This is a genomic window from Arsukibacterium sp. (assembly GCF_041616895.1).
GTDB lineage: Bacteria > Pseudomonadota > Gammaproteobacteria > Enterobacterales > Alteromonadaceae > Alishewanella.
On sequence record NZ_JBFJPY010000007.1, the window covers coordinates 36756 to 60961 of the forward strand.

24 protein-coding genes are annotated in these 24206 nt (G+C 49.8%); 10 read left to right on the top strand and 14 right to left on the bottom strand.

The window, feature by feature from the left end; all coding sequences use genetic code 11:
• Positions 1–23: 23 nt before the first annotated feature.
• Complete coding sequence (gene ggt / locus ABY802_RS02585) at positions 24–1754, top strand: gamma-glutamyltransferase (protein ID WP_372625444.1); 1731 nt, start codon at positions 24–26, stop codon at positions 1752–1754.
• 12 nt (positions 1755–1766) lie between these two features.
• A complete protein-coding gene (locus tag ABY802_RS02590) occupies positions 1767–2810 on the top strand; it encodes a cupin-like domain-containing protein (RefSeq protein ID WP_372625445.1) in 1044 nt (347 codons plus the stop codon).
• Between the two features lie 15 nt (positions 2811–2825).
• On the opposite strand, the gene ABY802_RS02595 is transcribed toward ABY802_RS02590, so the two are convergent.
• The 7 genes from ABY802_RS02595 to ABY802_RS02625 all read right to left on the bottom strand — a co-directional run bounded on the left by ABY802_RS02595 (position 2826) and on the right by ABY802_RS02625 (position 8916).
• Positions 2826–3380 carry an acyl-CoA thioesterase gene (locus ABY802_RS02595; protein WP_372625446.1) on the bottom strand — a complete coding sequence of 185 codons (555 nt, stop codon included), beginning with the start codon at positions 3378–3380 and terminating at the stop codon, positions 2826–2828.
• Positions 3381–3402: 22 nt separating this feature from the next.
• Positions 3403–3753 carry a DUF2288 domain-containing protein gene (locus ABY802_RS02600; protein WP_372625447.1) on the bottom strand — a complete coding sequence of 117 codons (351 nt, stop codon included), beginning with the start codon at positions 3751–3753 and terminating at the stop codon, positions 3403–3405.
• Between the two features lie 48 nt (positions 3754–3801).
• Entirely contained in the window at positions 3802–5151 is a 1350-nt protein-coding gene (locus ABY802_RS02605; RefSeq protein WP_372625448.1) for a sigma 54-interacting transcriptional regulator, read from the bottom strand.
• The gene (locus ABY802_RS02610; RefSeq protein ID WP_372625449.1) at positions 5151–5735 is read right to left on the bottom strand and encodes a hypothetical protein; all 585 of its coding nucleotides are present in this window, start codon (positions 5733–5735) and stop codon (positions 5151–5153) included. Before ABY802_RS02610 ends, ABY802_RS02605 begins: the two co-directional genes overlap by 1 nt.
• A 1-nt stretch (position 5736) precedes the next feature.
• Positions 5737–7137 (bottom strand): sensor histidine kinase, encoded by a 1401-nt coding sequence (locus tag ABY802_RS02615; RefSeq protein WP_372625450.1) that lies wholly within the window; start codon positions 7135–7137, stop codon positions 5737–5739.
• A gap of 139 nt (positions 7138–7276) precedes the next feature.
• Positions 7277–7465, bottom strand: coding sequence for a hypothetical protein (locus ABY802_RS02620; RefSeq protein WP_372625451.1), 189 nt, complete (start codon positions 7463–7465; stop codon positions 7277–7279).
• 224 nt (positions 7466–7689) lie between these two features.
• Complete coding sequence (locus ABY802_RS02625) at positions 7690–8916, bottom strand: adenosine deaminase (RefSeq protein WP_372625452.1); 1227 nt, start codon at positions 8914–8916, stop codon at positions 7690–7692.
• A 187-nt stretch (positions 8917–9103) separates the two neighbouring features.
• On the opposite strand from ABY802_RS02625, the gene ABY802_RS02630 reads away from it, so the two are divergent.
• The 4 genes from ABY802_RS02630 (at position 9104) to ABY802_RS02645 (ending at position 13515) form a co-directional block, all read left to right on the top strand.
• Positions 9104–10525: a diguanylate cyclase domain-containing protein gene (locus tag ABY802_RS02630; RefSeq protein WP_372625453.1), complete on the top strand. Its 1422-nt coding sequence runs from the start codon at positions 9104–9106 to the stop codon at positions 10523–10525.
• A 93-nt stretch (positions 10526–10618) separates the two neighbouring features.
• Positions 10619–11980: a M24 family metallopeptidase gene (locus tag ABY802_RS02635; protein WP_372625454.1), complete on the top strand. Its 1362-nt coding sequence runs from the start codon at positions 10619–10621 to the stop codon at positions 11978–11980.
• 161 nt (positions 11981–12141) lie between these two features.
• A complete protein-coding gene (locus ABY802_RS02640; RefSeq protein WP_372625455.1) occupies positions 12142–12531 on the top strand; it encodes a PA2779 family protein in 390 nt (129 codons plus the stop codon).
• Positions 12532–12570: 39 nt separating this feature from the next.
• The gene (locus ABY802_RS02645; protein WP_372625456.1) at positions 12571–13515 is read left to right on the top strand and encodes a PA2778 family cysteine peptidase; all 945 of its coding nucleotides are present in this window, start codon (positions 12571–12573) and stop codon (positions 13513–13515) included.
• Between the two features lie 128 nt (positions 13516–13643).
• Here ABY802_RS02645 and ABY802_RS02650 read toward each other — a convergent pair whose 3' ends face one another.
• Genes ABY802_RS02650 through umuD form a run of 3 tightly spaced genes read right to left on the bottom strand, consistent with a single transcriptional unit; the run spans position 13644 to position 15635 of the window.
• Positions 13644–13862 (bottom strand): hypothetical protein, encoded by a 219-nt coding sequence (locus ABY802_RS02650; protein ID WP_372625457.1) that lies wholly within the window; start codon positions 13860–13862, stop codon positions 13644–13646.
• Positions 13863–13902: 40 nt separating this feature from the next.
• On the bottom strand, positions 13903–15207 hold the full coding sequence (gene umuC / locus ABY802_RS02655) for a translesion error-prone DNA polymerase V subunit UmuC (RefSeq protein ID WP_372625458.1): 1305 nt from the start codon (positions 15205–15207) through the stop codon (positions 13903–13905).
• On the bottom strand, positions 15204–15635 hold the full coding sequence (gene umuD, locus ABY802_RS02660; RefSeq protein ID WP_372625459.1) for a translesion error-prone DNA polymerase V autoproteolytic subunit: 432 nt from the start codon (positions 15633–15635) through the stop codon (positions 15204–15206). Before umuD ends, umuC begins: the two co-directional genes overlap by 4 nt.
• A 177-nt stretch (positions 15636–15812) precedes the next feature.
• Here umuD and ABY802_RS02665 point away from each other — a divergent pair, with 177 nt between their 5' ends.
• The 4 genes from ABY802_RS02665 to ABY802_RS02680 all read left to right on the top strand — a co-directional run bounded on the left by ABY802_RS02665 (position 15813) and on the right by ABY802_RS02680 (position 21149).
• The gene (locus ABY802_RS02665; protein ID WP_372625460.1) at positions 15813–16364 is read left to right on the top strand and encodes a GbsR/MarR family transcriptional regulator; all 552 of its coding nucleotides are present in this window, start codon (positions 15813–15815) and stop codon (positions 16362–16364) included.
• 23 nt (positions 16365–16387) lie between these two features.
• On the top strand, positions 16388–17782 hold the full coding sequence (locus ABY802_RS02670) for a cytochrome ubiquinol oxidase subunit I (protein ID WP_372625461.1): 1395 nt from the start codon (positions 16388–16390) through the stop codon (positions 17780–17782).
• Positions 17779–18783, top strand: coding sequence for a cytochrome d ubiquinol oxidase subunit II (locus tag ABY802_RS02675; RefSeq protein ID WP_372625462.1), 1005 nt, complete (start codon positions 17779–17781; stop codon positions 18781–18783). The genes ABY802_RS02670 and ABY802_RS02675 overlap by 4 nt, the downstream gene beginning before the upstream one ends.
• Positions 18784–18884: 101 nt before the next feature.
• Positions 18885–21149, top strand: a complete 2265-nt coding sequence (locus ABY802_RS02680; protein WP_372625463.1) for an amino acid permease — start codon at positions 18885–18887, stop codon at positions 21147–21149.
• Positions 21150–21164: 15 nt separating this feature from the next.
• Here ABY802_RS02680 and ABY802_RS02685 read toward each other — a convergent pair whose 3' ends face one another.
• The 4 genes from ABY802_RS02685 to ABY802_RS02700 all read right to left on the bottom strand — a co-directional run.
• Positions 21165–21905 (bottom strand): hypothetical protein, encoded by a 741-nt coding sequence (locus ABY802_RS02685; protein ID WP_372625464.1) that lies wholly within the window; start codon positions 21903–21905, stop codon positions 21165–21167.
• Positions 21906–21972: 67 nt separating this feature from the next.
• The gene (locus ABY802_RS02690; RefSeq protein WP_372625465.1) at positions 21973–22659 is read right to left on the bottom strand and encodes a type II CAAX prenyl endopeptidase Rce1 family protein; all 687 of its coding nucleotides are present in this window, start codon (positions 22657–22659) and stop codon (positions 21973–21975) included.
• Positions 22634–23530 (bottom strand): hypothetical protein, encoded by an 897-nt coding sequence (locus tag ABY802_RS02695; protein ID WP_372625466.1) that lies wholly within the window; start codon positions 23528–23530, stop codon positions 22634–22636. Before ABY802_RS02695 ends, ABY802_RS02690 begins: the two co-directional genes overlap by 26 nt.
• Before the next feature lie 175 nt (positions 23531–23705).
• Positions 23706–24206, bottom strand: a 501-nt coding sequence (locus tag ABY802_RS02700) for a methyl-accepting chemotaxis protein (RefSeq protein WP_372625467.1), incomplete at its 5' end; no start/stop codon positions are given.

Sequence of the window (24206 nt, forward strand, 5' to 3'; positions counted from 1 at the left end):
CATAAACCATAACAAAGGTAACTATGATGAAATTACGCCTATCAGTTAGCCTGCTGGCCAGTGCCACTTTACTCGCCAGCGTTGCTGCCAACGCTTATGACCGCATTACCGGCCATGATTTTGCCAGCCGTTCAGAAGTGATTGCCCAACACGCAATGGCCGCCACCAGCCACCCGCTGGCCACCCAAATTGCCCTGGATACCATGAAAAAAGGCGGTAACGCTATTGATGCAGCCATAGCTGCAAACGCCGCGCTCGGCTTAATGGAGCCTACTGGCAATGGCATCGGTGGTGATTTATATGCCATAGTCTGGGATGCTAAAACGGGCAAACTGCATGGGTTAAACGCCTCCGGCCGTTCGCCGCTGAGTTTAAGTTATGACATGCTGGCCCATGAGCTGGAACAGCTTGGCCGCACCGACTTACCACCACATGGTATGCTGCCAATCAGCGTGCCAGGCGCGGTGGATGGCTGGTTTGAACTGCATAAAAAATTTGGCAAACTGAAGATGGCCAGCATCCTGCAACCCGCCATCAACTATGCCGAACAGGGCTTTCCGGTAACTGAGCTTATTGCCTATTACTGGAACCGTTCAGTTCCAGTATTAAGCCCGCAGCCGGGTGATTTTAAAGGCACCTTTACCATTGATGGTAAGGCGCCGGCGAAAGGCCAGATCTTTAAAAATCCGGCGCTGGCCAATACCTACAAAGCGCTGGCCAAAGACGGCCGCGACGCCTTTTACAACGGCGAGATCGCGGTACAGATTGACCGTTTTATGCGAGCCAACGGCGGTTATCTGCGCTTTGCCGATTTCGCTAACCATCGTTCTACCTGGGTAGAGCCGGTAGGGGTAGATTACAAAGGGTATACCCTGTGGGAACTGCCGCCAAATGGCCAGGGCATCGCCGCCTTACAAATGCTGCAAATTCTTAAAAATTTTGATTTGAAAGCTATGGGGTTTAATACTCCGCAAAGCATTCATACCCTGGTTGAAGCCAAGAAACTGGCGTTTGAAGACCGCGCCAAATTTTATGCCGATCAGGATTTTCATAAAACACCACTGCAAGGTTTAATCTCTGCAGAGTATGGTCGCGAACGGGCGAAACTGATTGGCGATCGGGCAGCAAAACGCGTTGACGCCGGTAATCCAAATTTATATGAAGGCGACACTATTTACATGACCACTGCCGATAAAGACGGCAATATGGTGTCGTTAATTCAGAGCAACTATCGTGGCATGGGCTCAGGCGTGGTAGTGCCTGGACTGGGCTTCGTATTTCAGGACCGCGGCCAGTTGTTCTCGATGGATAAAAACCACGCTAACGTTTACCAACCCGGCAAACGACCATTTAATACTATTATCCCGGCCTTTATTACCAAAGACGGCAAACCGCTGGTCAGCTATGGCGTAATGGGCGGCGCCATGCAACCACAAGGGCATGTGCAAATTCTGATCAATATGGTTGATTACGGTATGAACCTGCAAGAAGCTGGCGATGCTGCGCGCTGGCAACATTTAGGCAATACCGAACCTACCGACGGCCAGGATACGTACCTGACTAATGGTGGTTATATTGAGGTAGAGCGTGGTGTACCTTACAGCACAGTGCGTGATTTGATGTTAAAAGGCCACGACGTGCGTTATGGCTTAGGCGGTTATGGTGGTTATCAGGCCATTATGAAAGATCACGAAAATGGCACCTATATTGGCGCATCAGAGTCACGCAAAGATGGCCAGGCAGCAGGTTACTAATGCAGGGAATAAATGGCTAATAACCAACCAAACAGGCAGCCGCGTTTCGCGCTGGAAAATTTACCGGCGCCCAAAGAAGTCAGCGGCGTAACTGCGGCCAATTTTGCCGAAAAGGTGACGGATCATTACCGGCCGGTGGTACTGCGTGGTTTTGCAGCACACTGGCCGCTGGTGCAAGTGGCCAAGCAATCGCTGCCAGAGGCCGCGGCTTACCTGACAGCACGCAGTAACAATAAGCCACAAAAGCTGGTCAGCCTGCCTGCCGATACTGGCGGTCGGTTGTTCTACAACACGGACATCAATGGCATGAACTTTAGTGCCAGTCAGCGGCCGCTTAACACGGCGATTGATACCATGCTAAAAGCTGGTGCTGCAGACAGCCCGCATTATTGTGTGCAATGTGTGCCGGTGGCAGATAACTTCAGCGCTTTGTTGCCTGAATTAACCAACCCCCTGCTAAACCCCAGCCCTAAGCCCTTTATCTGGCTGGGCACCCGGGTAACCGTGCCGGCTCACTTTGACGAAGCCAGTAATATTGCCGTGGTGGCAGCAGGCAAACGGCGTTTTACCCTGTTTCCGCCTGAGCAGGTCGCCAATTTATACGTTGGCCCGCTTGATCTCACTCCGGCCGGCCAGCCAATTAGTATGGTTAATTTACAACAGCCTGATTTACAGACACATCCGCTGTACGCCAACGCCTATCAGGCCGGCTTATCGGTTGAATTAGATGCAGGCGATGCCATTTATATCCCAAGTCCATGGTGGCATAGCGTCACCTCGCTCAGTGATTTTAATGTGCTGGTAAATTACTGGTGGAGCAATGCCTATGTTGCCAGCGCCCTGCCCTTGCCGATGCTATTGCATGCGATACAGGCGTTTAATCATATGGCGCCGGGTGAGCAAGAAGCCTGGCAAAGCATGTTGCAGCATTATTTATGTAATCCGGCAGATCCGTTGGCTCATATACCCCCAGAGGCCAGAGGGGTACAAGGTAAGCTGACACCACAACTGGCCCAAGGCCTGCACCAATGGCTGGCAGCGCAGTTAAACCGTTAACCTGGCCGTCATGACTTAAGCACTAAGCGCCTTGACGTCAACATCAGCGTGGTCGCTGGCCATAAAAGCCAGCGCGGCAGCTAGATCACCGTTAAATGGCTCACTGGCAATCCGCTGTTTACGTGCGCTGATCCGCTCGGCCGCTTTTAAATAGCGCATTACCTGTTCCCGACTGGTTAAGCGTAATCTTGGTACTGGTAAAGTAGCGCCACCTTCATCTTTAGCGATCATCGTAAAGTATGATGAGTTGCAGTGCTTGATAATGCCCGTTTGAATGTTCTGAGCGTCGACCCGGATCCCTACCATCATTGAGGTAGTGCCCACAAAATTTACCGAGGCTTTTAAGGTGACTAATTCACCCACTTCAATCGGGTTTAGAAAGTCCACCCGATCGACCGAGGCTGTGACACAATAGCTGCCGCTGAATTTTGAGGCACTGGCAAACGCAATCTGATCCATTAACGACAGTAAATAACCACCATGAATTTTGCCGCTGAAATTAGAATGAGACGGCAGCATCAATTGCGATAAGGTGATTTCTGAACTCTCGATCGTTTTATACGTTGCCATAGACAACCCCACGTCTTCGTTGTTAATTAACCTGCACGGGTTTGTCCTGGACCAGAACCCAAGGCGAAATGACCACAGCCCACAGCTCAGTGTTATTATCGAACCATTGCTGCGCCTGCTGCTCAGTTGTCCGCTCTACTGTACCCTGTGCCAGCCAGTCGGCTACCTGCGCTTTATCGTCGGCACTAAAGGCAAACGCCACGTTTACCAGGTCATGTTCGGCACTGACCGTCACTACCGAGCCTGCGGCATAAAATTTCTGCAATTGCGGCCAGTTGATCCTGGCTGTCTCACTGATAATTTTCGCTTTTCGCAACTCCGGGTTTTCGGCATCTTCTGCCAATTGGGCATCGGGGGGCGTTATGGCACTCATTACCGTTTCCTCTGTCAAAAAGTGCTAAGTGTAAAACAGGCGGTAGCCTTACTCCAGCTCTTCGTCTTCAGCAGCGACCTGAGCCGCACTAAGATCGTGTTTTTTTAATAATTTATAAAAGTCAGTACGATTGCGCCCTGCCAGGTCCGCAGCGCGGGTGACATTGCCCTCAGTCATTTTCAGCACCCGAACTAAATACTGACGTTCAAACTGGTCACGTGCATCAGTTAACGTTGGCCAGTAGCTGCTGTTTTGCGACAACGCCTGCTCAACCAGGCTCTGGCCAATCACCGGGCTATGAGTAAGTGCAACACATTGCTCAACCACATTGACCAACTGCCGCACATTGCCAGGCCATTTGGCTGTTGCCAGGGTTTGCAGTGCATCGTCAGCAAACCGGGTGACTTTAACATTATGTCGCTCGGCGCTTTGCGCCAACACATGGCGCGCCAGTAACGGAATATCTTCTGGACGCTGCTCCAGGCCAGGCAATTGCAGGTTAACCACATTTAACCGGTAGTATAAGTCTTCCCGAAAACTGCCCTCAGCCATTGCCTGTTGTAAATCACGATGAGTAGCCGATAGCACTCTGACATTTATCGGAATACTTTTACTGCTGCCTACCGGCCGGATCTGTCGCTCCTGCAGGGCGCGCAATAATTTTACCTGCAGAGCCACCGGCATATCGCCAATTTCATCTAAAAACAGTGTACCGCCGTCAGCCTCGCGAAACAGCCCGCCATGCTCTGACACCGCCCCGGTAAAAGCACCTTTGCTATGGCCAAACAATTCAGATTCCAGCAGATGCTCTGGCAGCGCACCGCAGTTTATTGCCACAAAATGCTGCTTGGCTCGTGGGCTGGCTTTATGGATCGCTTTGGCCAGCAACTCCTTGCCAGTACCACTAGCACCGGTAATCAGTATGCTGACATCGCGCTGCGCCACCCGATAGGCTTGCTCCAGCAAAGCTGCCATTAGCGGGCTGCGGCTGACGATTTCCTCGCGCCAGTCGGCCTGTTCAGGCACCGACTGATGAACTGCCTGTTGCAGGATTTCGCGCAGCTCTGCATTGTTGAGTGGTTTGGTTAAAAACCCGAATACGCCACGCTGGGTAGCCGCTACCGCTTCCGGGATTGAACCATGGGCAGTCATCAGGACTACCGGTAGGCCCTTGTAACGCTTTGCAATTTCATCGAAAAGACTCATGCCATCCAGACCAGGCATCCGCAAATCGCTTAGCACTACATCAAAGCTCTGTTTATTCAGAATAGTCAACGCTGTTTCTGCGCAATCAGCATTTACTACCTGATACCCCTCACCTTCCAGCCTTAAGGTCAGCAGCCGCAATAAGCTTGGGTCGTCATCCACCAACAATAAACGCGGTTTAGGGTCGGCCACTATATGCCCCCGTTGATACTTTGATTAAGTTGCGCTTCAATCTGGGTAAGCGCATCAATTTTTTTCTGCAAATCTTTGTTCTTTTTCTGCAGCCGCTCAATATTTTCATGCTGCTGGGCATTGAGTCGGGTCAGGGCACTGACTGCCGACTCCGTTTCCAGCAATTTTTGATTCAAGGTTAAATCCCAGCTAAAAAGCGCTGCCAGCCCCGGTGGCAGTATGGCAATTTGCTCCGCTAACTGCATTTGCACCCGCAGCCGGGTTAGATACGGGATGTCGGGATGCAGTTGCACCATAATCCGCTGCAGCGTCTGTACCTGGTCGGGTTCGGCCAGTTCCGTTAACGCTTCGCGCCATGCTGTCAGGTTATGCAATATGCTGGCTCGGTAATTCACCCAGGCTTGTAAAGTAGCCGCATCATCACTGAGGCTTAACGCACCTTCACTGACCGGTTCGCTCGGTTGTGCTAAGGCAGGTTGTTCGGCTACTTCCGGCTCTGCTTCGGGTTCTGTTGCAGGCGGCTGCTGCTTTAACAGCTGGCAGCCTGACAGCGTAACCAGCAGTATGATCAGCATAATTCTCATGTTACTTTTCCTCTAACAGTGGTAAGCGCACTCTGATACACACATCCGCATATACCACATCAACAATATCAGCATGGCCACCGAGCAGGCGGGCACAGTCAGCCACAATCGACAACCCAAGGCCTGAGCCCTGGATTGCATCAAACCTTGGGGTCGTACCACGCTGAAAGGGTTCAAATAGTTTTTCACGCAACGCGGTTGGAATAGGGGCGCCATTGTTAGCGACATCCAGCACCAACATATCGTCTTTTTTATAAAGTTTAACCCAAACCGGACTACTTTCTGCACCATAAGCCTGCGCATTATTGATTAGATTATCCAGAATGCGCCGAAATAACGTGTCATCGGTGTAGATACTGCTTAGCTGACAATCCAACTTAATTTGCTGCTGACGCTGCTGCAACGATAATGCGTGGTCGGCAAAACACGTTTGTAACAGTTGCTGCGGTACTTGTCGACTTAACTCGGGTTTCGCTTGCTGCAACAGCCGGTTGTAATCCAGTAACTGCTCGGTTAACTGACTTAAGCGGTCAGCGCTGCCATTAAGCAGCATGACTACCTCCAGTTGCTGGGGGTTTAGTGGGCCTAGTAATTGTTCAGTAAGAAGCGCGCAACCTTCCCGGATACTGGATAACGGCGTTTTTAATTCATGAGAAGCATGGCGCAGTAAAATAAGTCGCAGCGCCTCCAGTTGCTGTAAGCGTGAGCTGAGCCAACGCAATTGCTCTCCCAGCTCCGATAACTCGCGGGGCCCTTCGAGCTTACCGTCGGGAAAATGCTGCTGTTGGCCAATGGCCCGGATCATTTTATCCAGTTTTTGCACGGGCGCTGCTACCCGACCCGACGCCCACAGCACCAGCAACAAGGTCAGCAACACCAATGCTACCGTTTGCCAAGCCTGACGCTGCTGCGCGTTTTGCACCAGCTGTTGCTGGTTTTGCAACCGCTGCTCCAGCAAATCCCATATCTGCTGGCTGATCCGCTGTTGGCGCAACCTGATCTGCTGCAACTGCAGTTCCAGCGGGGGGCCACTAAGCTCTGTAAACTGAGCGGCTAACTGCTGTAAATCTGTCTGCTGTTGCAAGCAATCACTGAGTTCCGGTAAATCGTTACAGAGCTCGCTGAGGCTGGCCTGCTGATTGCTGATATGGCTTTGCGCCACCCGGGCCAGTGCGTCGGTTTTCACTACCGCATACTGGCGGACCGCCCGTTCGATATCCACCACCAGGTTTTGCATATTTTCAGCCCGGCGTACGCTGATCACGGCACGCTCTGCCTCACTGGTCGCAAACCGGCTTAAGCCTGACAAGGCTTTATGGCTTTGCCACATCAGCACCCCAACCGGGATCATAGCCAGCAAAAAGCTCAGAATAACCAGTTGACGCAGCGAAGCGGTTTGCAAAGGGAAGCGCATAGGCAGTTAAACTCAGAAAAAGTTAGCGTTAGCATAACCTGTTTAACTAAAAAAAACAGGCCAGCAAGGAGGGCTGGCCTGAACAAGCATTCAGCAAGAAGCTGAACTCATGGGAATATCGGTGGGCTTACTGCGCTTCAGGCACGTAAGCTGGCACATAATTTACCGCGGTGGCAGGTTGCAACAGTGCAGGTGCATTTTGCGCTTCCCAGGCCTGAACACTGGGATTGTTTAAATCAACCCGACGTAACATTGTCACCACTAGCATCATATTGGCAACCAGAAACATCGTGATAAATACTAAGAATAAATCCATAACACACCTCCGGTAATTACCTTAGGTATATCAAGTGTTGTGCCAAGTTTTTATTTACCTTTAATATCAATTGATTATGCCATTTTCAGACTCTAAAAAATTATCTTTTAGTTAATAGTGTCTGCTATTAGAGACACTATTATCCGCCTTAATATTTATATGTTATTAATCAATGACATAAGCTGTATGCTTTTTGCGACAAAATTAATATTTCATTGTTTTAATTATATAAAGCCATACTGCTTAGCCACCCGGTCAAAGTAATCCAGGCAGTTTTTCGCATACTGACGCTTTTCGACATAGCTGCCAGGAAAAAAACTCTTCTTAAAGCCATACGCCACCATATCTTTTAACCGCTTTAGCGGAATGTCAAAGTTGTCGAGCGCCAGTTGGTATTCGTTACACACCGTGGTATTGGAGACCAGGCGGTTGTCGGTACAAATCACCGTAGCCATCCGGTTATCCAGCATGGCTTTAAACTGATGCTGACGAATATCGGTAAGTTGCGGGTTGGTTTGCAGGTTACTGGTCAGGCAAACTTCTATGGCAATGCGTTTGTCGGCGATATAGCTGGCCAGATTACGAATATACGCCGCTTTATCCACAATTTCGGGGCTGTGGATCATCTCTGGTATAAACATCGAATAACCATGACCAATCCGATCGGCATAGCATTCGGTAATGGCTTCAAATACGCTTTCTGCACCATAAGCCTCACCGGCATGCAGGGTTTTCAGCATAAAGTGCTGGTGAGCATATTCGTACACTTCTTTAAACTTACTGGCCGGATAGCCCGACTCCTGCCCCGCTAAGTCGAGGCCCACTATTGGCATGCCATTTTCATCACGTAGCCGCACGCTGGCCCGCACCAGCTCCATTGCAGCCAGTTTAATTACATCCATCGGCGCAAAGTCGCGCATTAGCTGAAACAGATTGGTGTAATAAGGCGAGAAGCCTTTATCACCAAACATCCGCATCGCACAGTTGATAATGCCATAGCCAAAAGGCGGTTTTTTGCCGCTAAGCACTTCTTCTGTAAAGTTATATTGCTCCTTTGCCCGCTTTAAACCATTGTTCACCGCATGCATTACCTGGTCAAAATCGATACCGCGACTTAAATCGATTAACAACTGCGGCGCGAAACGTACTTCAATATAGTTAACGCCCTCCAGCTGATTATCAACCGCCAGTTCATACGCGGCCTGCTCTAAATTCTCCGGGTCACGCAATACTGCACAGGTGTACTGAAAACAGTGTAAGTATTCACCCAGGTTTTGGTATTTATCTTTAAACACCAGCTGTTTTAAACCATCAACATGTTGCGAAGGCAGCTTAGTATCCGTGCGTTTTGCCATTTCAATCAGGCTGTCCAGCCGCAGACTGCCGTCTAAATGCAGGTGTAAATCAGACTTTGGCATGGCTTTAATAAAATCAGCAGAATAACGTGGCATAGCAACTCCTTTTTTTGTCTTAACATAGTGTATCGTAAATAAGCCGAAGCGGCTTAATGTTGTCTGCAAAACCAAAAAGTTCAGGCTATTCTCTAAGCGCAAGCGTATAGTTAAGCTGGCTACGTTACTTCAGTTCGCCTAACGTTTTATCTGTTGATGCTGATGTTAAATACACAGGGGCAATGCCGTGATCGAAACTAACACGATACTGACGGATGAAGAAAGCCGAGTGGCGGCCTTGCATAAGTTGGGACTAATTAATACGCCAGCCGATGAACGGTTTGATCGTATCGTTCGCCTTGCCAAAGCATTATTTAAAACCGATATTGTGCTTTTAACCCTGGTGGACGAAAAAACCCAGTTTTTTAAAGCCCGTCTGGGTACCTGCCTTGAAGGTACTGCCCGGGACATCTCGTTTTGCACCCATGCGATTTCCGAGAAAGAACTGCTGATCGTCCCCGATGCGATGCTAGACCCGCGTTTTGCCGATAACCCCCTGGTAACAAAAGAGCCTTTTATCCGCTTCTATGCGGGAGCGGTGATCCGGACCTATGCGGGTTATGCCCTGGGCACCCTTTGCTTAATTGATAGCGCACCAAGAACGTTGACTGAAGCGGAGCAAGGCTTATTACTTGATTTAGCAAAAAGCGTTGAAAATGAATTTCAGTTGTTGTACCTAAAAACATTGCAGGCAGAAAACCAGAGACTGGCCTGGATTGCCGAGCAAACCGCCAATGGTGTGGTTTACACCAACGCTGGCAACGAAATGGTCTGGTGCAATAGCGGTTTCAGTAAATTAAGCGGCTACTCTCAGCAAGAAATCACCGGCAAAACTCCGATAATGTTATTTGCCGGACCTGAAACCAATCCGGTTACTATCCAGAAAATCCAACAACTTGTTCGCCAGCACCAGCCTGTCGATATCGATATATTATATTACAACAAGTACCAAAAACCTTTTTGGGTACACGTATATGCTGAACCCTTATATGATGAACGGCAGCAATACACGGGTTACATTTCAATCAATACCGACATTACCGACCGGGTCGGTAAATTAGTAGAAATGGAGCGACTGGCGAATCTGGACACGTTAACCGGTTTGCCGAACCGCCGCTTTTTTGAAACGAAATTTGCCGAACATCTGGCCAGACTATCAAACCACTCCGCCAAACACAGTGCTCTGGCATTATTTATTATTGATTTAGACGGCTTCAAAGCCGTTAACGACAACCATGGCCATGCTGCGGGCGACCAGGTATTAACTGATTTAGCGAAAAGGCTAAAAAACACAATTCGCGATACTGAAATACTGGCCCGGTTAGGTGGTGATGAATTTGCGGTACTGGTAGCCGTGCAGCATACCGATGAGGTTATCGGCATTGCCGAACGTATTTATCAGGTTACTGCGCAACCGCAAAGTATTACGCTGCAGCCCGGCACTGATAAGCAACTTATGGTAACACTGGATATGAGCATTGGTATTGCCCTGGCGCCACTTCACAGTGCGACGCAGGCACAGTTATTTGAGCTGGCAGATCAGGCGATGTATCAGGCAAAAGCCGCCGGTCTGCCATTTCTGCTGTATCAGCCAACATTGAAAACCTAACTTGCTACCTTATTAGCCTGTGTTATTTATTATTGCATTCAACATGGCTCTGGCTTAATACTACTAAAACTATAAATACAATAGAGAATTTCAATGAAAGCATTTACCGCTGCCTCATTAGTGTTAGCAATGTTTTTTTGTGGTGGGGCTAAGGCCACTGCCGCTGAGTTTAGCCAGGGTAGAGTGCTGACTTCTGCTGCCGACTATCAGGTACTGAGCCCTCGCCAGCGAGTGGCACCAGAAAACCGTATCCTTAACGAGCGTCTCGAACAGCTGTTACCGCAACTGATGACTGAATCGGGTCTGGATATGTGGCTGGTCATTAACCGTGAGTATGCCGAAGATCCGGTATATTTTACCCTGGTGCCCCAACCTACTTTTGCAGCACGGCGCACCACCATGCTGCTGTTTAGCCGTAATAACGATGGCAGTGTTGATAAGCTGTCAGTTAATCGCTACCCCCTTGGTGAGCCTTATACATCAGCCTGGGCAGGTGGTAATTTAACTGAACAATGGCAGGCGCTGGCCAAGGAAATTATAAAACGCCAACCGAAAAGAATTGGTATTAACAGCTCAGAGCACTGGCCGGTAGCCGATGGCTTAACTACCGGGCTGCATCAGCAACTGCTGGCCGCATTACCGGCGGACTATCACAGCCGGCTGGTATCGGCTGAGCAACTGGTAGTGCGCTGGCTGGAACAACGAACCAGCAGCGAGCTGGAGATTTACCCGCAAATCGTCAGCCTGGCTCGTGCTGTTATTGCCGAGGCGTTCAGTAATAAAGTAATTACGCCGGGCGTCACAACTACCGATGATGTCGCCTGGTATATCCGTGAACGCTTTGCACAGCTGGATTTACCTGTCTGGTTTATGCCTTACGTTAACCTGCAACGCCAGAGTCTGGCGTGCGAGGCAGGCAACCCGTTTTGTGGCATTACTGGCGTTATTCAACGCGGTGATGTGCTGCATACCGATGTCGGCATTTGCTACCTTAAGCTCTGTACTGATACCCAGGAAATGGCCTATGTACTGCATAATACCGAAACCGATGTACCCGCAGGTTTAAAGGCTGCACTTGCCACCGGTAATCGCTGGCAGGATATTTTGACCGGCCAATTTAAAACCGGCCGCACTGGCAATACTATATTGGCCGGTACCATTAACGCAGCAAAGCGAGCCGGTATTAATAGCAGCACTTATACTCACGCCATTGGCTTTGTTGGCCATGCGCCGGGGCCAACCATAGGCATGTGGGATAATCAGGGCGATACGCCAGTGCAAGGTGACTGGCCGTTGTATGCTAATACCGCTTATGCCATTGAGGGCAATATTAAACAGGTAGTGCCAGAGTGGAACCAGCTGGTGCATATCAAACTTGAGCAAAGCGCTTACTTTGATGGCAAGCAGGTGATTTATCTGGCTGGCCGGCAAACGCGCTGGCATGTGATTCGCTAAATTTTTCATACCGTTACGGTACTTAGCGGGTAACGCTTTGTATTTGCAAAGGGTTACCAGATCAACTACGATTCAGCCGTAGGGTAGCGTTAAATTTCCATGTGCTTAGTCTTATTCAACAACGAAGTTCGCCGTAAAACAGCCAGTTTAAGGATGCATATATGATGAATAAATCTCTAACAGCCAGTATCGCCAGTGCCATGTTAATGTTTGGCGGGTTCATTTTAACTACCAGCCCAGCCTTCGCAGGTGTTTATACTTCTGATCAGGTTATTGCGACACAACAATTCCAATACAATAAACAGCAAGTACTCGCCTTTGTCGATACCGCAGAAGTTCAGCAAAAACTGCAGACGCTGGGTGTCAGCCCGGCAGATGCTAAACAGCGCATTGCCAGCATGACCAACGCTGAGCTGGAAGCGTTTAACTCGCAGCTAAACGATATGCCCGCAGGTGGTATTGTTAACACTATCGTTACCGTGTTGGTGGTAGTGGCAGTGCTTGATCTGATGGGCATTACCGATGTGTACCCGTTTATCCGCCCTATCTGATCAGTGCTTTTTATCCGCTTTTTAGTGCAGGCCAGCCTGATGGCTGGTCTGCTACTTAACCTGACCGCATGTCAGACTCCGCCACAAACTAAACAACTGTTGGCCTCCCCGCCAGCCATTGCTGGTCAGCATGTTATTACCCAGGTACCGTTTTATCCGCAGCAGGAGTTCTTTTGCGGCCCCACTACCTTAGCAGAAGTCGCTAACTTTCATGGTTTGAACACCAGCCCGGAACATATTGCGCCTAACACCTTTACGCCAGTGCTGGAAGGTACCTTACAAATTGAAATGGCCGCAGCAACTCGTCAGCTGGGCATGCTGGCCTATCAGCAGCGCGGCACCATGAGCCAGTTACTCAGTCTGGTGGCCGATGATATTCCGGTGATTGTGCTGCAAAATAATTCAATTAGCTGGTTACCACAATGGCATTACGCTGTGGTCATCGGTTATAACATACAAGCGCAAGAAGTCATTTTACATAGCGGAGTAACCGAAGCGCACCGCCTTAACTTCTCAACCTTCGAGCGCACCTGGCGGCGCGCTAACTACTGGATGCTGGCGATGTTACCTGCCAGCAAAACCAGTGAACACCTAGACCCTTTTATTTATACCAAAGCCTGCCAGGATCTTATCAACACCAGCCAAACTGCCGCCGGCGTTGCGGCACTGATAACCGCAACCAAACAGTGGCCAGACTACTGGCTACCGTATTTTTTACTGGGTAACCATTATTTCGCAAGCGAGACGGTTTTGGCGGCCCATTGGTTTGAACGAGGTCTGCCATATGCACAGCAACACGCTGCCTACCTTAACAATTATGCCGTGCTGCTCAGTGAGCTTGGCTGTCATAGCAGAGCAACCTCTCTGATCCGGGCAGCATTGCAACTCGAAGCAGAAAATACCAATCTGCAGCAAAGCCAGCAAAAAATTCGTGCAGCGGCAACCTCAGCAGACAATCATCGCTTGTCATGTCAGGTCGAGTAGTATTTTTGTGCGATGATTGTTAAGTCGAGTTCTTTGACTATTCTGGCCGATTCCGGAAAAAACAATGACAACCCTTGCTTCGTTAAACCCGCTTGCCAGCAGCGAATGCCGGCCCGGCCATGCCGTTGCTATTCTTTCCATTGTGGTACATCTTCCAGCAGCTTGATGATACCGCGGTCATTACCCAGCCGCGCTAACTCAAGCAAATAGTCTATTTCGAGCTTGTGTACAGTCTGGCCAGTCAGGAGATCTTTTACCAGCGCAGTTTCACTATTGGCTATTGCCGTTTTCAGCGCTTCAAAGTCTGCAATACTCTGTTCATTCTGATGAGGGTTTTCTGTAGTCATCGTGCCTCCCTGAGTTGGTTCTGATGATTAACGCAAGCGGTTACTTTACTGCAGGTAACTCGCGCCAGTTAGTAGTGTAAGCAGGCGACAACATGTCGCGCTTCATGCTCCATTCCTGTTTACTACCCTGACTGGCAAACCAGATAGTCTTGCTTTGTTTGGCGTTAAGTTTATCGATAAGTTGCATCAGTTTCTGATCGGCCTGCTGTCGCTCCGGCTGCTCAGCCACATTGGTCTGCTCGGTGAACAAGTCGGGTTGAACTACCCCTGGGTCGTAAAAATCAGTCAGCATTACGCCGGCTTTGGCGTAGCGGTGGCCGTTTACCCATAGCGCATCGAGCAGCTGCATGGCTTTAGCTAAAAATAACCGGGTATCGCTGGCGGGCGTGTCGAGAGCCACACTTTTACTGGCACTGTATGGCGGATCCTGATCGCTGAATGGGCTGGTACGCATAAATACGGTCAGGTGTTTAGCCTGCTGCTGCTCATGACGCAGTTTACTGCACGCCCGGCTGATATACTCGCTTATCGCTTCGCGCATCAGTTGCTTATCCGTTATCCGCTGCCCAAACGAGCGGCTGGAAATAATCTGCTTTTTGGTCGGCGCTATATCTTCCAGCACCATGCACGATTCACCATTTAGCTCACGCACGGTGCGCTCGACCACCACTGAAAAATGCTGCCGGATATAATTAGGGTTAGCATCGGCCAGTTGCAGCGCGGTGTTTATCCCCAACTGCTGCAGTCGTTTGCTTAGCTTGCCACCAATACCCCACACCTCATTTACCGGCAACAGTGCCAGTAATTTGCGCTGACGGCTTTTATCGGTTAAATCGACCACCCCGCCGGTTTTGTGCCAGGTTTTGGCCGCGTGATTAGCCAGCTTTGCCAGCGTTTTACTCGGCGCAATGCCGACACACACGGTAATACCCTGCCACTTTTGAATACGCTGACGAATTTCCAGGCCAAACGCCGTTAAATTTTGCAGCTGCTGCAACCCCGCTAAATCGAGAAACGCTTCATCTATGCTGTACACCTCAACCTTTGGTGCCATGGCCTCCAAGGTACTCATTACCCGCTGCGACATATCGGCATAGAGTGCGTAATTAGATGAAAATGCCCGCACGCCATGCTGGCGCATCAGCTCCCGCACCTGAAACACCGGCACACCCATTTTTATGCCCAGTTGCTTCGCTTCTTTAGAGCGTGCTACCACACAGCCGTCATTATTTGATAGCACCACCACCGGTGTCGTAGCTAAATCAGGCCGGAACAGTTTTTCACAGCTGGCATAAAAGTTATTGCAGTCCACCAGCGCAAACACGCTGTTATCTTTGCTGCTCATTTGCGTTTCATTTGCCGGATAACATTGGTTACCACGCCAAAAATATTCAGCTCGTCGCCCTCCGTCAGCGTAATAGGCTGGTAAGCCGGGTTGCGCGGTAGCAGTTGCAGCTGCGGCTGAGTAGCAAGCTGCTTCACCGTAAATTCATGGCCCAGCGCGGCCACCACAATATCGCCATGCTCTGCATCAATTGCCCGATCCACCACCAGCACATCGCCGTCATAAATGCCGGCATCGATCATCGAGTCGCCCTCTACCCGCACAAAAAAGGTGGCTGTTGGATGGCGAATGCACAACTCATTTAAGTCGAGCGTGCGCTCAATATAATCCTGCGCCGGCGACGGAAACCCGGCCCGCACCGGGTCGCTGTAGAAGGGGATCTGCCGCCTGGGCCAGATACTGACATTACCAATAAATACTGCAGCCATACACACCTCAAATACTGTTTATTCATACAGTATATCAGTCCGCGATAAATTGGCAATCACCGCAAAACAGCCACGTTGGTGACAAATTATAGCGCTAGCACTAAAAACTTGATCCCGATCAAAGATCGAGCGTACAATAGTTTCAGAAATTTCTGAAAGTTCAGTAAGGATTGATTCATGCAAATGACACCGATGATCGAGTCTTTCGTTTGTCACTTCGGCGAAATGGGTAGCCGCTGGGGCTTTAACCGTACCGTTGGCCAGATATACGCCCTGCTGGTGGTGAGTTCAGAGCCTATTTGCGCCAATGAAATCGGTGAGCTACTGGGCATTTCCCGCGGCAATGTCAGCATGGGTTTAAAAGAACTGGGTAGCTGGCAGCTGGTGCAAGTGCAACATAAAGCCGGCGATCGCAAAGAGTATTATTTTTGCCGCGGCACTATCTGGGACATGGCCAATAAAGTATTTGAAGAACGCCGAAAGCGCGAGATGGACCCAACGTTGTCGTTGCTGCGCGACATTATGATGGATGAAGCCGCCAATAGAGATGAGGCTTATGCGCAGACGCGTATCACCGAAATTCACGATTTGCTGGAAAACATTACCGAATGGACGCAAAGCTTACAATCATTGTCACCCGAAAAGCTGAACACGCTGATGAAGTTGGGTTCAGGTGTCAGTAAGGTGCTGGAGTTCACCGATAAGTTTCGGGCGAAAAAAGACGCTTAGCGCGTATTACTGCTGAGGTAGTTATGTTAGATACGTTAATTTTGTCGCGCATTCAGTTCGCGGCCAATATCAGTTTCCATATTCTGTTTCCGACCATCACCATAGCCCTTGGCTGGTTGTTATTTTATTTCAAGGTACGCTTTGATATCTCGAAGCATCCGGTCTGGATGCGGGCCTATCGCTTCTGGGTAAAAGTATTCGCGCTGACCTTTGCGCTGGGTGTGGTCAGCGGTATTACCATGTCGTTTCAGTTTGGCACCAACTGGCCCGGCTTTATGGAAAGCATCGGTAATATAGCTGGCCCGCTGCTCGCCTATGAAATTCTCACCGCATTCTTTTTAGAAGCCACCATGCTCGGCATTATGTTGTTTGGTTTTCACAAAGTGCCGCGCTGGGTGCATACCCTGGCGACCTTTCTGGTGGCGCTTGGCACCACCTTCTCAGCGTTCTGGATTTTAGTGCTTAATTCCTGGATGCAAACCCCGGCCGGCTTTGAAATGATCGATGGCGTTGCCCATGCAACCGACTGGTGGGCCATTATTTTCAACCCGTCATTCCCATATCGCTTTACTCATATGCTGCTGGCTTCGGGGCTGACCGTCTGTTTTCTGGTGGCGGGTATTTCAGCCTATCGCCTGCTAAAAGGCGATAATAAGAAAGCGCCGAAACTGACCCTGAAAACGGCCTTACTGAGCGCCGCTATTCTTGCGCCAACTCAAGTACTGGTCGGTGATTTTCATGGTTTAAATACGCTGGAACATCAACCACAAAAAATCGCTGCAATGGAAGGGATCTGGCACACACAAGAAGGCGCGCCGCTGGTGTTATTTGCCATACCGGACGAAGAAACCCAACAAAACCGCTTTGCGATTGAAATTCCAAAACTGGCCAGCCTGATTTTAACCCATGATCCTAATGGCGAGCTAAAAGGATTAAATGAATTCGCCGGCGAGCATCCGCCGGTAGCGCCGGTATTTTACAGCTTTCGGGTGATGGTGGGTATGGGCATGCTGATGTTGCTGATGGCCTGGTGGGGCAGCTATCAACTGCTTCGTAAAAAAGGCCTGAAGCCGCTGCAGCTTAAAGTTCTGGTCGCTATGACCTTCTCTGGCTGGGTGGCGACACTGGCCGGCTGGTATGTCACCGAAATTGGCCGCCAACCCTACCTGGTGTATGGCGTGCTGAAAACCCGTGACGCGGTAACCACCGTGCCAGGTGAGCATGTCGCCATGACGCTGACCATGTATCTGCTGCTGTATGTGGTGCTGCTGGTAGCCTACATTAAAACCCTGTTCTGGCTGGCTAACCGCGCAGTAGAAGTGGAAGAATATGACTTAACCCGGCCTGGCCTGGCAGAAAACCGCAGTCAGCCGCTGACTGAAAACAGTCCTGACACTCGCACCGGAGCTGCATTATGAGCTGGTTAACTGCAGAGAACTTAGCCCTGATTTTCGGTGGCTTAACCGCCCTGTCTATTCTGTTATACGCCATTTTAGATGGTTACGATTTGGGCGTTGGCATCACCTTACCAATGACGAACGAGCCCTGGCGCGACACCGCCATTGCCTCAATTGGCCCGTTCTGGGATGCCAATGAAACCTGGCTGGTATTGGCAGTCGGCCTGTTATTGGTAGCCTTTCCTGCTGCCCATAGTGCCATTTTACATGCGCTGTATTTGCCTGCAGCCTTGCTGCTACTGGGCTTAATTCTGCGCGGCGTGGCCTTTGATTTTAGGGCCAAGGTAAAAGCTAGCCGCAAAACCCGCTGGGATTACACCTTTAAAGCGGGCTCAATACTAGCCACTTTCAGTCAGGGCTTTATGCTGGGTATTTATGTAATGGGGCTGGAGTATACGCCTGGCAGTATCGTTTTTGCCTGTTTTAGCGGCTTTTGCGTTACCGCCGCCTATGCCATGATCGGTAACGCCTGGCTAATTGGCAAAACCAGTGGCGAGTTACAATTACATGCGATAAGGCAATGTAAAATAGCCGGGGTGCTAACGCTTAGCGGCATACTGGCGGTAAGTACCATTAACCCGTTGGTTAATGCCAATGCATTGCAGGTATGGACCGAGCCCCCAATGGCGTACTTGTTTGCGGCCATCCCGCTACTGTGTTTTGCCATGTTTATTATTGGCTATTTAGCGCTGAAACGGCTGCCCCTACCCAAAGACCATGGCGCCTGGCTGCCTTTTGCTATCTGTAATATTATTTTTATCTGTAGCTTTTTGGGCCTGGCGCTCAGTTTCTATCCGTTTGTAGTACCCAATCAGTTAACGCTGTATCAGGCGGCCAGCTCGCGTGAGTCGTTACTGATCATATTTTGGGGTGCCGTGGTGGTGATCCCGGTGATTATTGGCTACACCGTGCTGGCTTATTATGCGTTTCGGGGTAAGGCAGATGGTTTAAAGTATTACTGATTAAGCGCACTACCATAAGGGCCCGCTGTGACAGTGCCACCTTTCAACAGCAACGGCATTGTGCTAGGTTTTAATCAAAACGCTTCGCATGGGCCCTTATATTGAATAAACACAGCGACTCTGCCAATACCGACTCCCGCCGCCACTTATTTGGCACCTTTGCCGGGGTGTTTACGCCCAGTATTCTGACCATCGTCGGTATTATTCTGTTTTTACGTACCGGCTATGTTATTGGTCAGGTAGGGTTAGCCAGCACCTTGCTGATTATGACAGCGGCCTTCACCCTGTGCTTGTTAACCGGTTTATCACTGGCGGTTATCGCGACCGATATCAGAGTGAAAGAAGGCGGTTTCTACTATGTTATCTCCCGCACGCTGGGGCCAGCATTTGGCGGTGCTTTAGGCCTTACCTTGTTTCTGTCGATCTCTATCTCGGTAGCGTTTTATGTGATGGGTTTGGTGGAAGTGCTTAACCATCTGGTAGCATTGCCTGACTGGCTCAGCGTGCGAATGCTGGCCACTGCTATTACCGTGGTGTTATTTATTTTTGCCTGGCTGGGCGCCGACTGGACCACCAAATTACAGTTTTTAATCATGGCGCTGGTCGCCGCTGGCTTATTGTCATTTTTTATTGGTGGTGCTGGCACGTTCAGCCAGCAAACACTGGCGGCTAATTGGCAAACCGATGCCAGTGCCGAGCAATTCTGGCTGGCCTTTGCCTTATTTTTCCCGGCGATAACCGGCTTTACCCAGGGCCTGAATATGTCAGGCGATTTACGGGCGCCGCACCGCGCTATTCCAGTAGGAACCTTTGCAGCTATTGGTCTGTCAGCCGTGCTGTATGTGCTGGTGGCGCTGGTACTGGCCGGCACTGCCAGTATCTCTGAACTTACTGATAACTATTACATTATGGCCGACGTGGCAATGTGGGCCGTACTGATTACAGCGGCAGTCATGGCGGCAACATTATCGTCAGGCATGGCATCCATGCTGGGCGCACCACGGGTGCTGCAAGCGATGGGCGGCGATAAACTGATCCCTTTTCTGGTGCCATTTGCCAAAGGCGAAGGCCAGGATAATAATCCACGCCGCGCCGTGATGGCATCAACGGCCATCGCCCTGCTGTGTGTGATTATTGGCGATTTAAACCTGCTGGCGCCGGTTATCAGTATGTTTTTCCTGGCGGCCTACGCCTTGTTAAATTATGCGACCTTTTTTGCGCTGCACTCAGATAATCCTTTTTTTCGGCCACGCTTTAAATGGTCACATAAAATTGTCAGCCTGATTGGCGGTATCGGCTGTGTTGCCGCCATGCTGGCCATTAATCTGATCGCCTGTGTAATCGCTATCGCAGTATTGTTTGGTTTGCACCAGTACCTGGCACGCAGTCATCAACACCGCAGCTTTACTGATCATCAACGTGGAGCGTTGTTTAAGCGGATCCGCGAGTTACTGTTTGAGCTAAATAGTATGGCGCCACACCCCGGAGACTGGCGCCCGCATATGCTGGTATTTTCAAAAACCCCGGAGCGGCATAAGCAGCTATTAACCTTTTCTGAGGTACTGGAAGGACAAAGCGGCCTGATTACCCTGACCCGAATTGTTAACCCGCAGCACACTGATGAACCCGACCAGCAGCAAATTCTTAAGCAGTATCAGCAGGCTATTGATGACACCAATATCAGGGCGTTTACCCTGGTGATGCAGGCCTCAGACTTTCAAAGTGGCTTACGCCATATTCTGTCTGCCTACGGTATTGGCCCGCTAACCCCCAACACAGCGTTACTTAACTGGACATCATCGTCGGATGACTCAAAGCAAGATCATTCCCCTGATGATTACGCCACCAACTTTCTGGAAATGATCAAAGCCGATATTAACCTGGTTGCACTTGCCTCTGCCCGCGACCCTTTATTTGCTAAAGAAGCCCCCGCAAAAGGCAGAAGAATTGATATCTGGTGGCGCGGCGGTCCAAGCGCCAGACTTATGTTAATGTTTGCTTACCTTTGTACCCGCTCCGAGGGCTGGCAGAACACCACGCTGCGTATTCTTACTGAGGCAGAGCGCTACTCTAAGCAGCAAGTGCAGGATATTTTCGCAACTTATCTGGATAATGTGCGGATTGAGTCTGAAGTAGTAGCCTTGGATAAGGTCGATTTAGACATTATTACGCGGTATTCCGGCCAGTCAGAACTGGTGTTTTTCCCAATTAAAGTCAGTGACGATAAAATAATCGATAGCTTTGAAGTTGGCCTGCAAAGCCTGGTCGATAACATGTCGAACCTGGTATTGGTAAAAGCATCGAAATCAATGCAACTGGATCCGGACCCGGATAATGGCAAAGGCAACGGCGACACACCTGAATAATCAAGTTGCCCAGGACTAGTTGATCTTGTATAAGCGCTTTTGGCAGGCGCTGATATCAGGCACGTTGACGAAACCTGATAATTTGTCAGGGTTTTGCCGCAAAACATCGCTCAGGCTTTTTTCTAATGCGCGGGTAAAAGCTATATCTCCGGCCCGAATATAATGAAACAGCGGCATTTCTACCTCAGAGATAAAACGGTAGTACAAGTCAGTGGCCGCGCACTGACATAAAATCTCAGCCATACCGGCAGGAGTAATGATGATCGCGTCCACAATCTGCGTATCGAGCATTTTGGCCAGAGCTGTCGCTGAATTGACAAACTCACACTGAATATCCAATTCGTCACAGATACTTATGCCTCTTTCAAAACCGCTGAACAATGCATAATGTAGTATGCTATCAACTTCACATAACTTAGGTTGAGTGCAAATAACCGCGACTCTGGTTTTAGCAAACTCAATAGCAACTTGCGTGGCACCATTAAAGGTATCGCCGACCTCTTTGGTTCTGAACGCTTCCGCCTGTATCTCACCACTTTCTAAATACCGCTTACTGCGCGGTGTCGGTAGATAAACATACCGCGGCGTAATACCCAGCTTGCCATATGCCTGGTTCAGAATAAACTGAACATCAGCGTTATCAGTGCTGTTTTCAAGCGATTCAGGAATATTAATAATATAGTCAGAATTGCCAGCAGCGGTACAAGTTACCCCACAGAGCAGAACAAACAACAGCGATAGCAACGCTTTTAACATAACTTCAACCGCCACACTTATGACAATAATATTACAGTTTAGCGTTATCTTATGCTATTTGCCTGATTCAGGCGAATACCGCTACCCAGGTGACCGCATTGCCGATGCCATGCACCAAAGCAGGCACCATGACATTGCCGCTATGATGACGCAACCACTGAAAAAGCAGGCTTGCGCCGATGTAAATGGCGACTAACATTGCCACAACGGCAAATTGCTCCTGCTGCAGGTAGTGCCACAAACGCAGCGAATGCAGCGGTGCAATAATAAAAATAATAGTGGTAATCGCCGTGGCTAACCCTAACGACATATAGCGCTGCAAACTGGTAAAAAGCAGGCCCCGATACAATAGCTCCTGCCCTATGCCAATACAAAATCCCGTGCAAAACCAAGCCAGCCAAAGCCATAATCCGGCTGAAAAACTGTGCAGCAATTGCTCTGTCTCTAATAAGCCAAACAGTAAAGCACTTGCCAGCATGCTGCCTGCCAGCAAATTCAGCTGGCTGCGCTTAATTTTAAGCAACGTCGGATAACAAAACCGGATAACGGCCAGTAGCACAACTACCAGGGTAAACTCGACAAGCAGACGCAATGGTTGCTTAAAATACCAATGTTGGGCATCCAGCAACCAGGGGTCCGGTTGTAACACCAACCGGATGGGCAGTTCCATCAACAGGAAAACCAGGATGGCGACAAGCGCAATCAACCCAGTGCGCCGATCGGGTTGCTTAGCGTTGTAAACGTCTGATTTCACGTTGTAACTCCTTATCATTACTTTTATTTGCACAGTCAAGATGCTGCTGCATCAGCGCTTTATCATCATTGAGTTTATGCAGTTGTGCCAGACGCAAATGGGCCCAGACTTTCTCTGGCACATTATCTGAGTCAGGAGCATGGGCAATAAAATGCGCCAGCGCATGCGTTCCGTCGGCCAGCTGTTGCTGGCTAAACAGCGCAGTTCGGCCTATTTGATACCAGGCATTAAAAACATAGACTCCTGCATCATCATCATCCGCCTTTGTCGCGGCAGTAAAGGCGGCAAACGCCTGGCTAAATTGCTTCTCTTCTTGCAGCAATAAGCCATGTCGATAATGAAATTCAGCCTGTGCAGGATAGTCAATCCGGCTTTGTTCAAGCAGTTGCCGATACAGGTCTTGTTGCTCTGTTTGCCGGTAAAAATTAAGTTTGGCCAGCGTCCCTTGCAGCGCATCAATCGTGGTGATCTGCTCAACCTGCTGCCAGGCCAGGACCTCATCGCCACCCGCAATACCAGGCGCACCCAGATAAAAAGACATTAACCCCCGGCGATATAAGGTATTGTCAGGTTGTAACGAAACGGCCTGCTTTAAACAGCGTAAGGACTTTTTGGCGTAGCTCAATGCCGAGAATATGGCGTTTTCAGCCTGCTGCCCCATAATCCGGCCACAAATAAAATGCACTTGCGGGTTTTCCGGATCCGCCTCCAGCGCTTGCTTTATATGTTTCTCGGCTAATTTAAGATCGGTACGCATGGCTTCTGCTGCCTGCTGCAGTTCAGCTGGGTTAGCTGCCGCTGTTGCATCAGCAGAGCAGCTCGCCCACGGCAATATGGTTAATAACAGTAATAGAAAGAATGTTAATCGCATGGTTCAGCCTCACGGTTAGGTTGTTGTTAGCAGCCTAACAAGGCTTGCCAAGCGCTATTAGTGCCAAAAGTCACTAAAGCGCCCGTGAGGTGAGCTAAAACCGATGCCTGAGATGCTTATTACGCCAGTATCAGCAACTGGCAAAGCAGAATAACCCGGCTAAACCGGGCGAGGGTCAGCGTTTCCCCGAGAAGCGATCAATAATAGAGCGCACATTAGCTACTGTTTTTGCCAGACGCTTGCTGGCATCCAGTGCACCTTTGGCCGAATTCTGCGTGACCGAGGTACTGTCTGATATTTCCACAATTTGCTGATTAATATGCTCCGCCACGGTGCTTTGCTCCTCTACCGCTGCAGACATTTGCTCGGTTAAGTTGGTAATGGTACGAACAGCGTCGCGAATGTTGTTCAGCGCCTGGCGCGTATGCTCTACCGTTTCCACGCCATGCTGAGCCGCCTGCTCTCCTTTTTCAGAGGTGCCGACTGCACTCATTGCCCTTTTTGTTAGTTTTTCCACAATAATATGAATTTTATCGGTTGATTCTCGCGTTTTCCCCGCCAAGGCGCGCACCTCGTCAGCAACCACGCTAAACCCTCGGCCTTGCTCACCAGCACGGGCCGCCTCAATAGCCGCATTGAGTGCCAGTAAATTGGTCTGGTCGGCAATGGTAGAAAT

Coding starts and splice junctions, on each gene's coding strand:
- ggt (WP_372625444.1), top strand. CDS start 24: ATGATGAAATTACGCCTATCAGTTAGCCTGCTGGCCAGTGCCACTTTA.
- ABY802_RS02590 (WP_372625445.1), top strand. CDS start 1,767: ATGGCTAATAACCAACCAAACAGGCAGCCGCGTTTCGCGCTGGAAAAT.
- ABY802_RS02595 (WP_372625446.1), bottom strand. CDS start 3,380: ATGGCAACGTATAAAACGATCGAGAGTTCAGAAATCACCTTATCGCAA.
- ABY802_RS02600 (WP_372625447.1), bottom strand. CDS start 3,753: ATGAGTGCCATAACGCCCCCCGATGCCCAATTGGCAGAAGATGCCGAA.
- ABY802_RS02610 (WP_372625449.1), bottom strand. CDS start 5,735: ATGAGAATTATGCTGATCATACTGCTGGTTACGCTGTCAGGCTGCCAG.
- ABY802_RS02620 (WP_372625451.1), bottom strand. CDS start 7,465: ATGGATTTATTCTTAGTATTTATCACGATGTTTCTGGTTGCCAATATG.
- ABY802_RS02625 (WP_372625452.1), bottom strand. CDS start 8,916: ATGCCACGTTATTCTGCTGATTTTATTAAAGCCATGCCAAAGTCTGAT.
- ABY802_RS02635 (WP_372625454.1), top strand. CDS start 10,619: ATGAAAGCATTTACCGCTGCCTCATTAGTGTTAGCAATGTTTTTTTGT.
- ABY802_RS02640 (WP_372625455.1), top strand. CDS start 12,142: ATGATGAATAAATCTCTAACAGCCAGTATCGCCAGTGCCATGTTAATG.
- ABY802_RS02645 (WP_372625456.1), top strand. CDS start 12,571: ATGGCTGGTCTGCTACTTAACCTGACCGCATGTCAGACTCCGCCACAA.
- ABY802_RS02650 (WP_372625457.1), bottom strand. CDS start 13,862: ATGACTACAGAAAACCCTCATCAGAATGAACAGAGTATTGCAGACTTT.
- umuC (WP_372625458.1), bottom strand. CDS start 15,207: ATGAGCAGCAAAGATAACAGCGTGTTTGCGCTGGTGGACTGCAATAAC.
- umuD (WP_372625459.1), bottom strand. CDS start 15,635: ATGGCTGCAGTATTTATTGGTAATGTCAGTATCTGGCCCAGGCGGCAG.
- ABY802_RS02665 (WP_372625460.1), top strand. CDS start 15,813: ATGCAAATGACACCGATGATCGAGTCTTTCGTTTGTCACTTCGGCGAA.
- ABY802_RS02670 (WP_372625461.1), top strand. CDS start 16,388: ATGTTAGATACGTTAATTTTGTCGCGCATTCAGTTCGCGGCCAATATC.
- ABY802_RS02675 (WP_372625462.1), top strand. CDS start 17,779: ATGAGCTGGTTAACTGCAGAGAACTTAGCCCTGATTTTCGGTGGCTTA.
- ABY802_RS02685 (WP_372625464.1), bottom strand. CDS start 21,905: ATGTTAAAAGCGTTGCTATCGCTGTTGTTTGTTCTGCTCTGTGGGGTA.
- ABY802_RS02695 (WP_372625466.1), bottom strand. CDS start 23,530: ATGCGATTAACATTCTTTCTATTACTGTTATTAACCATATTGCCGTGG.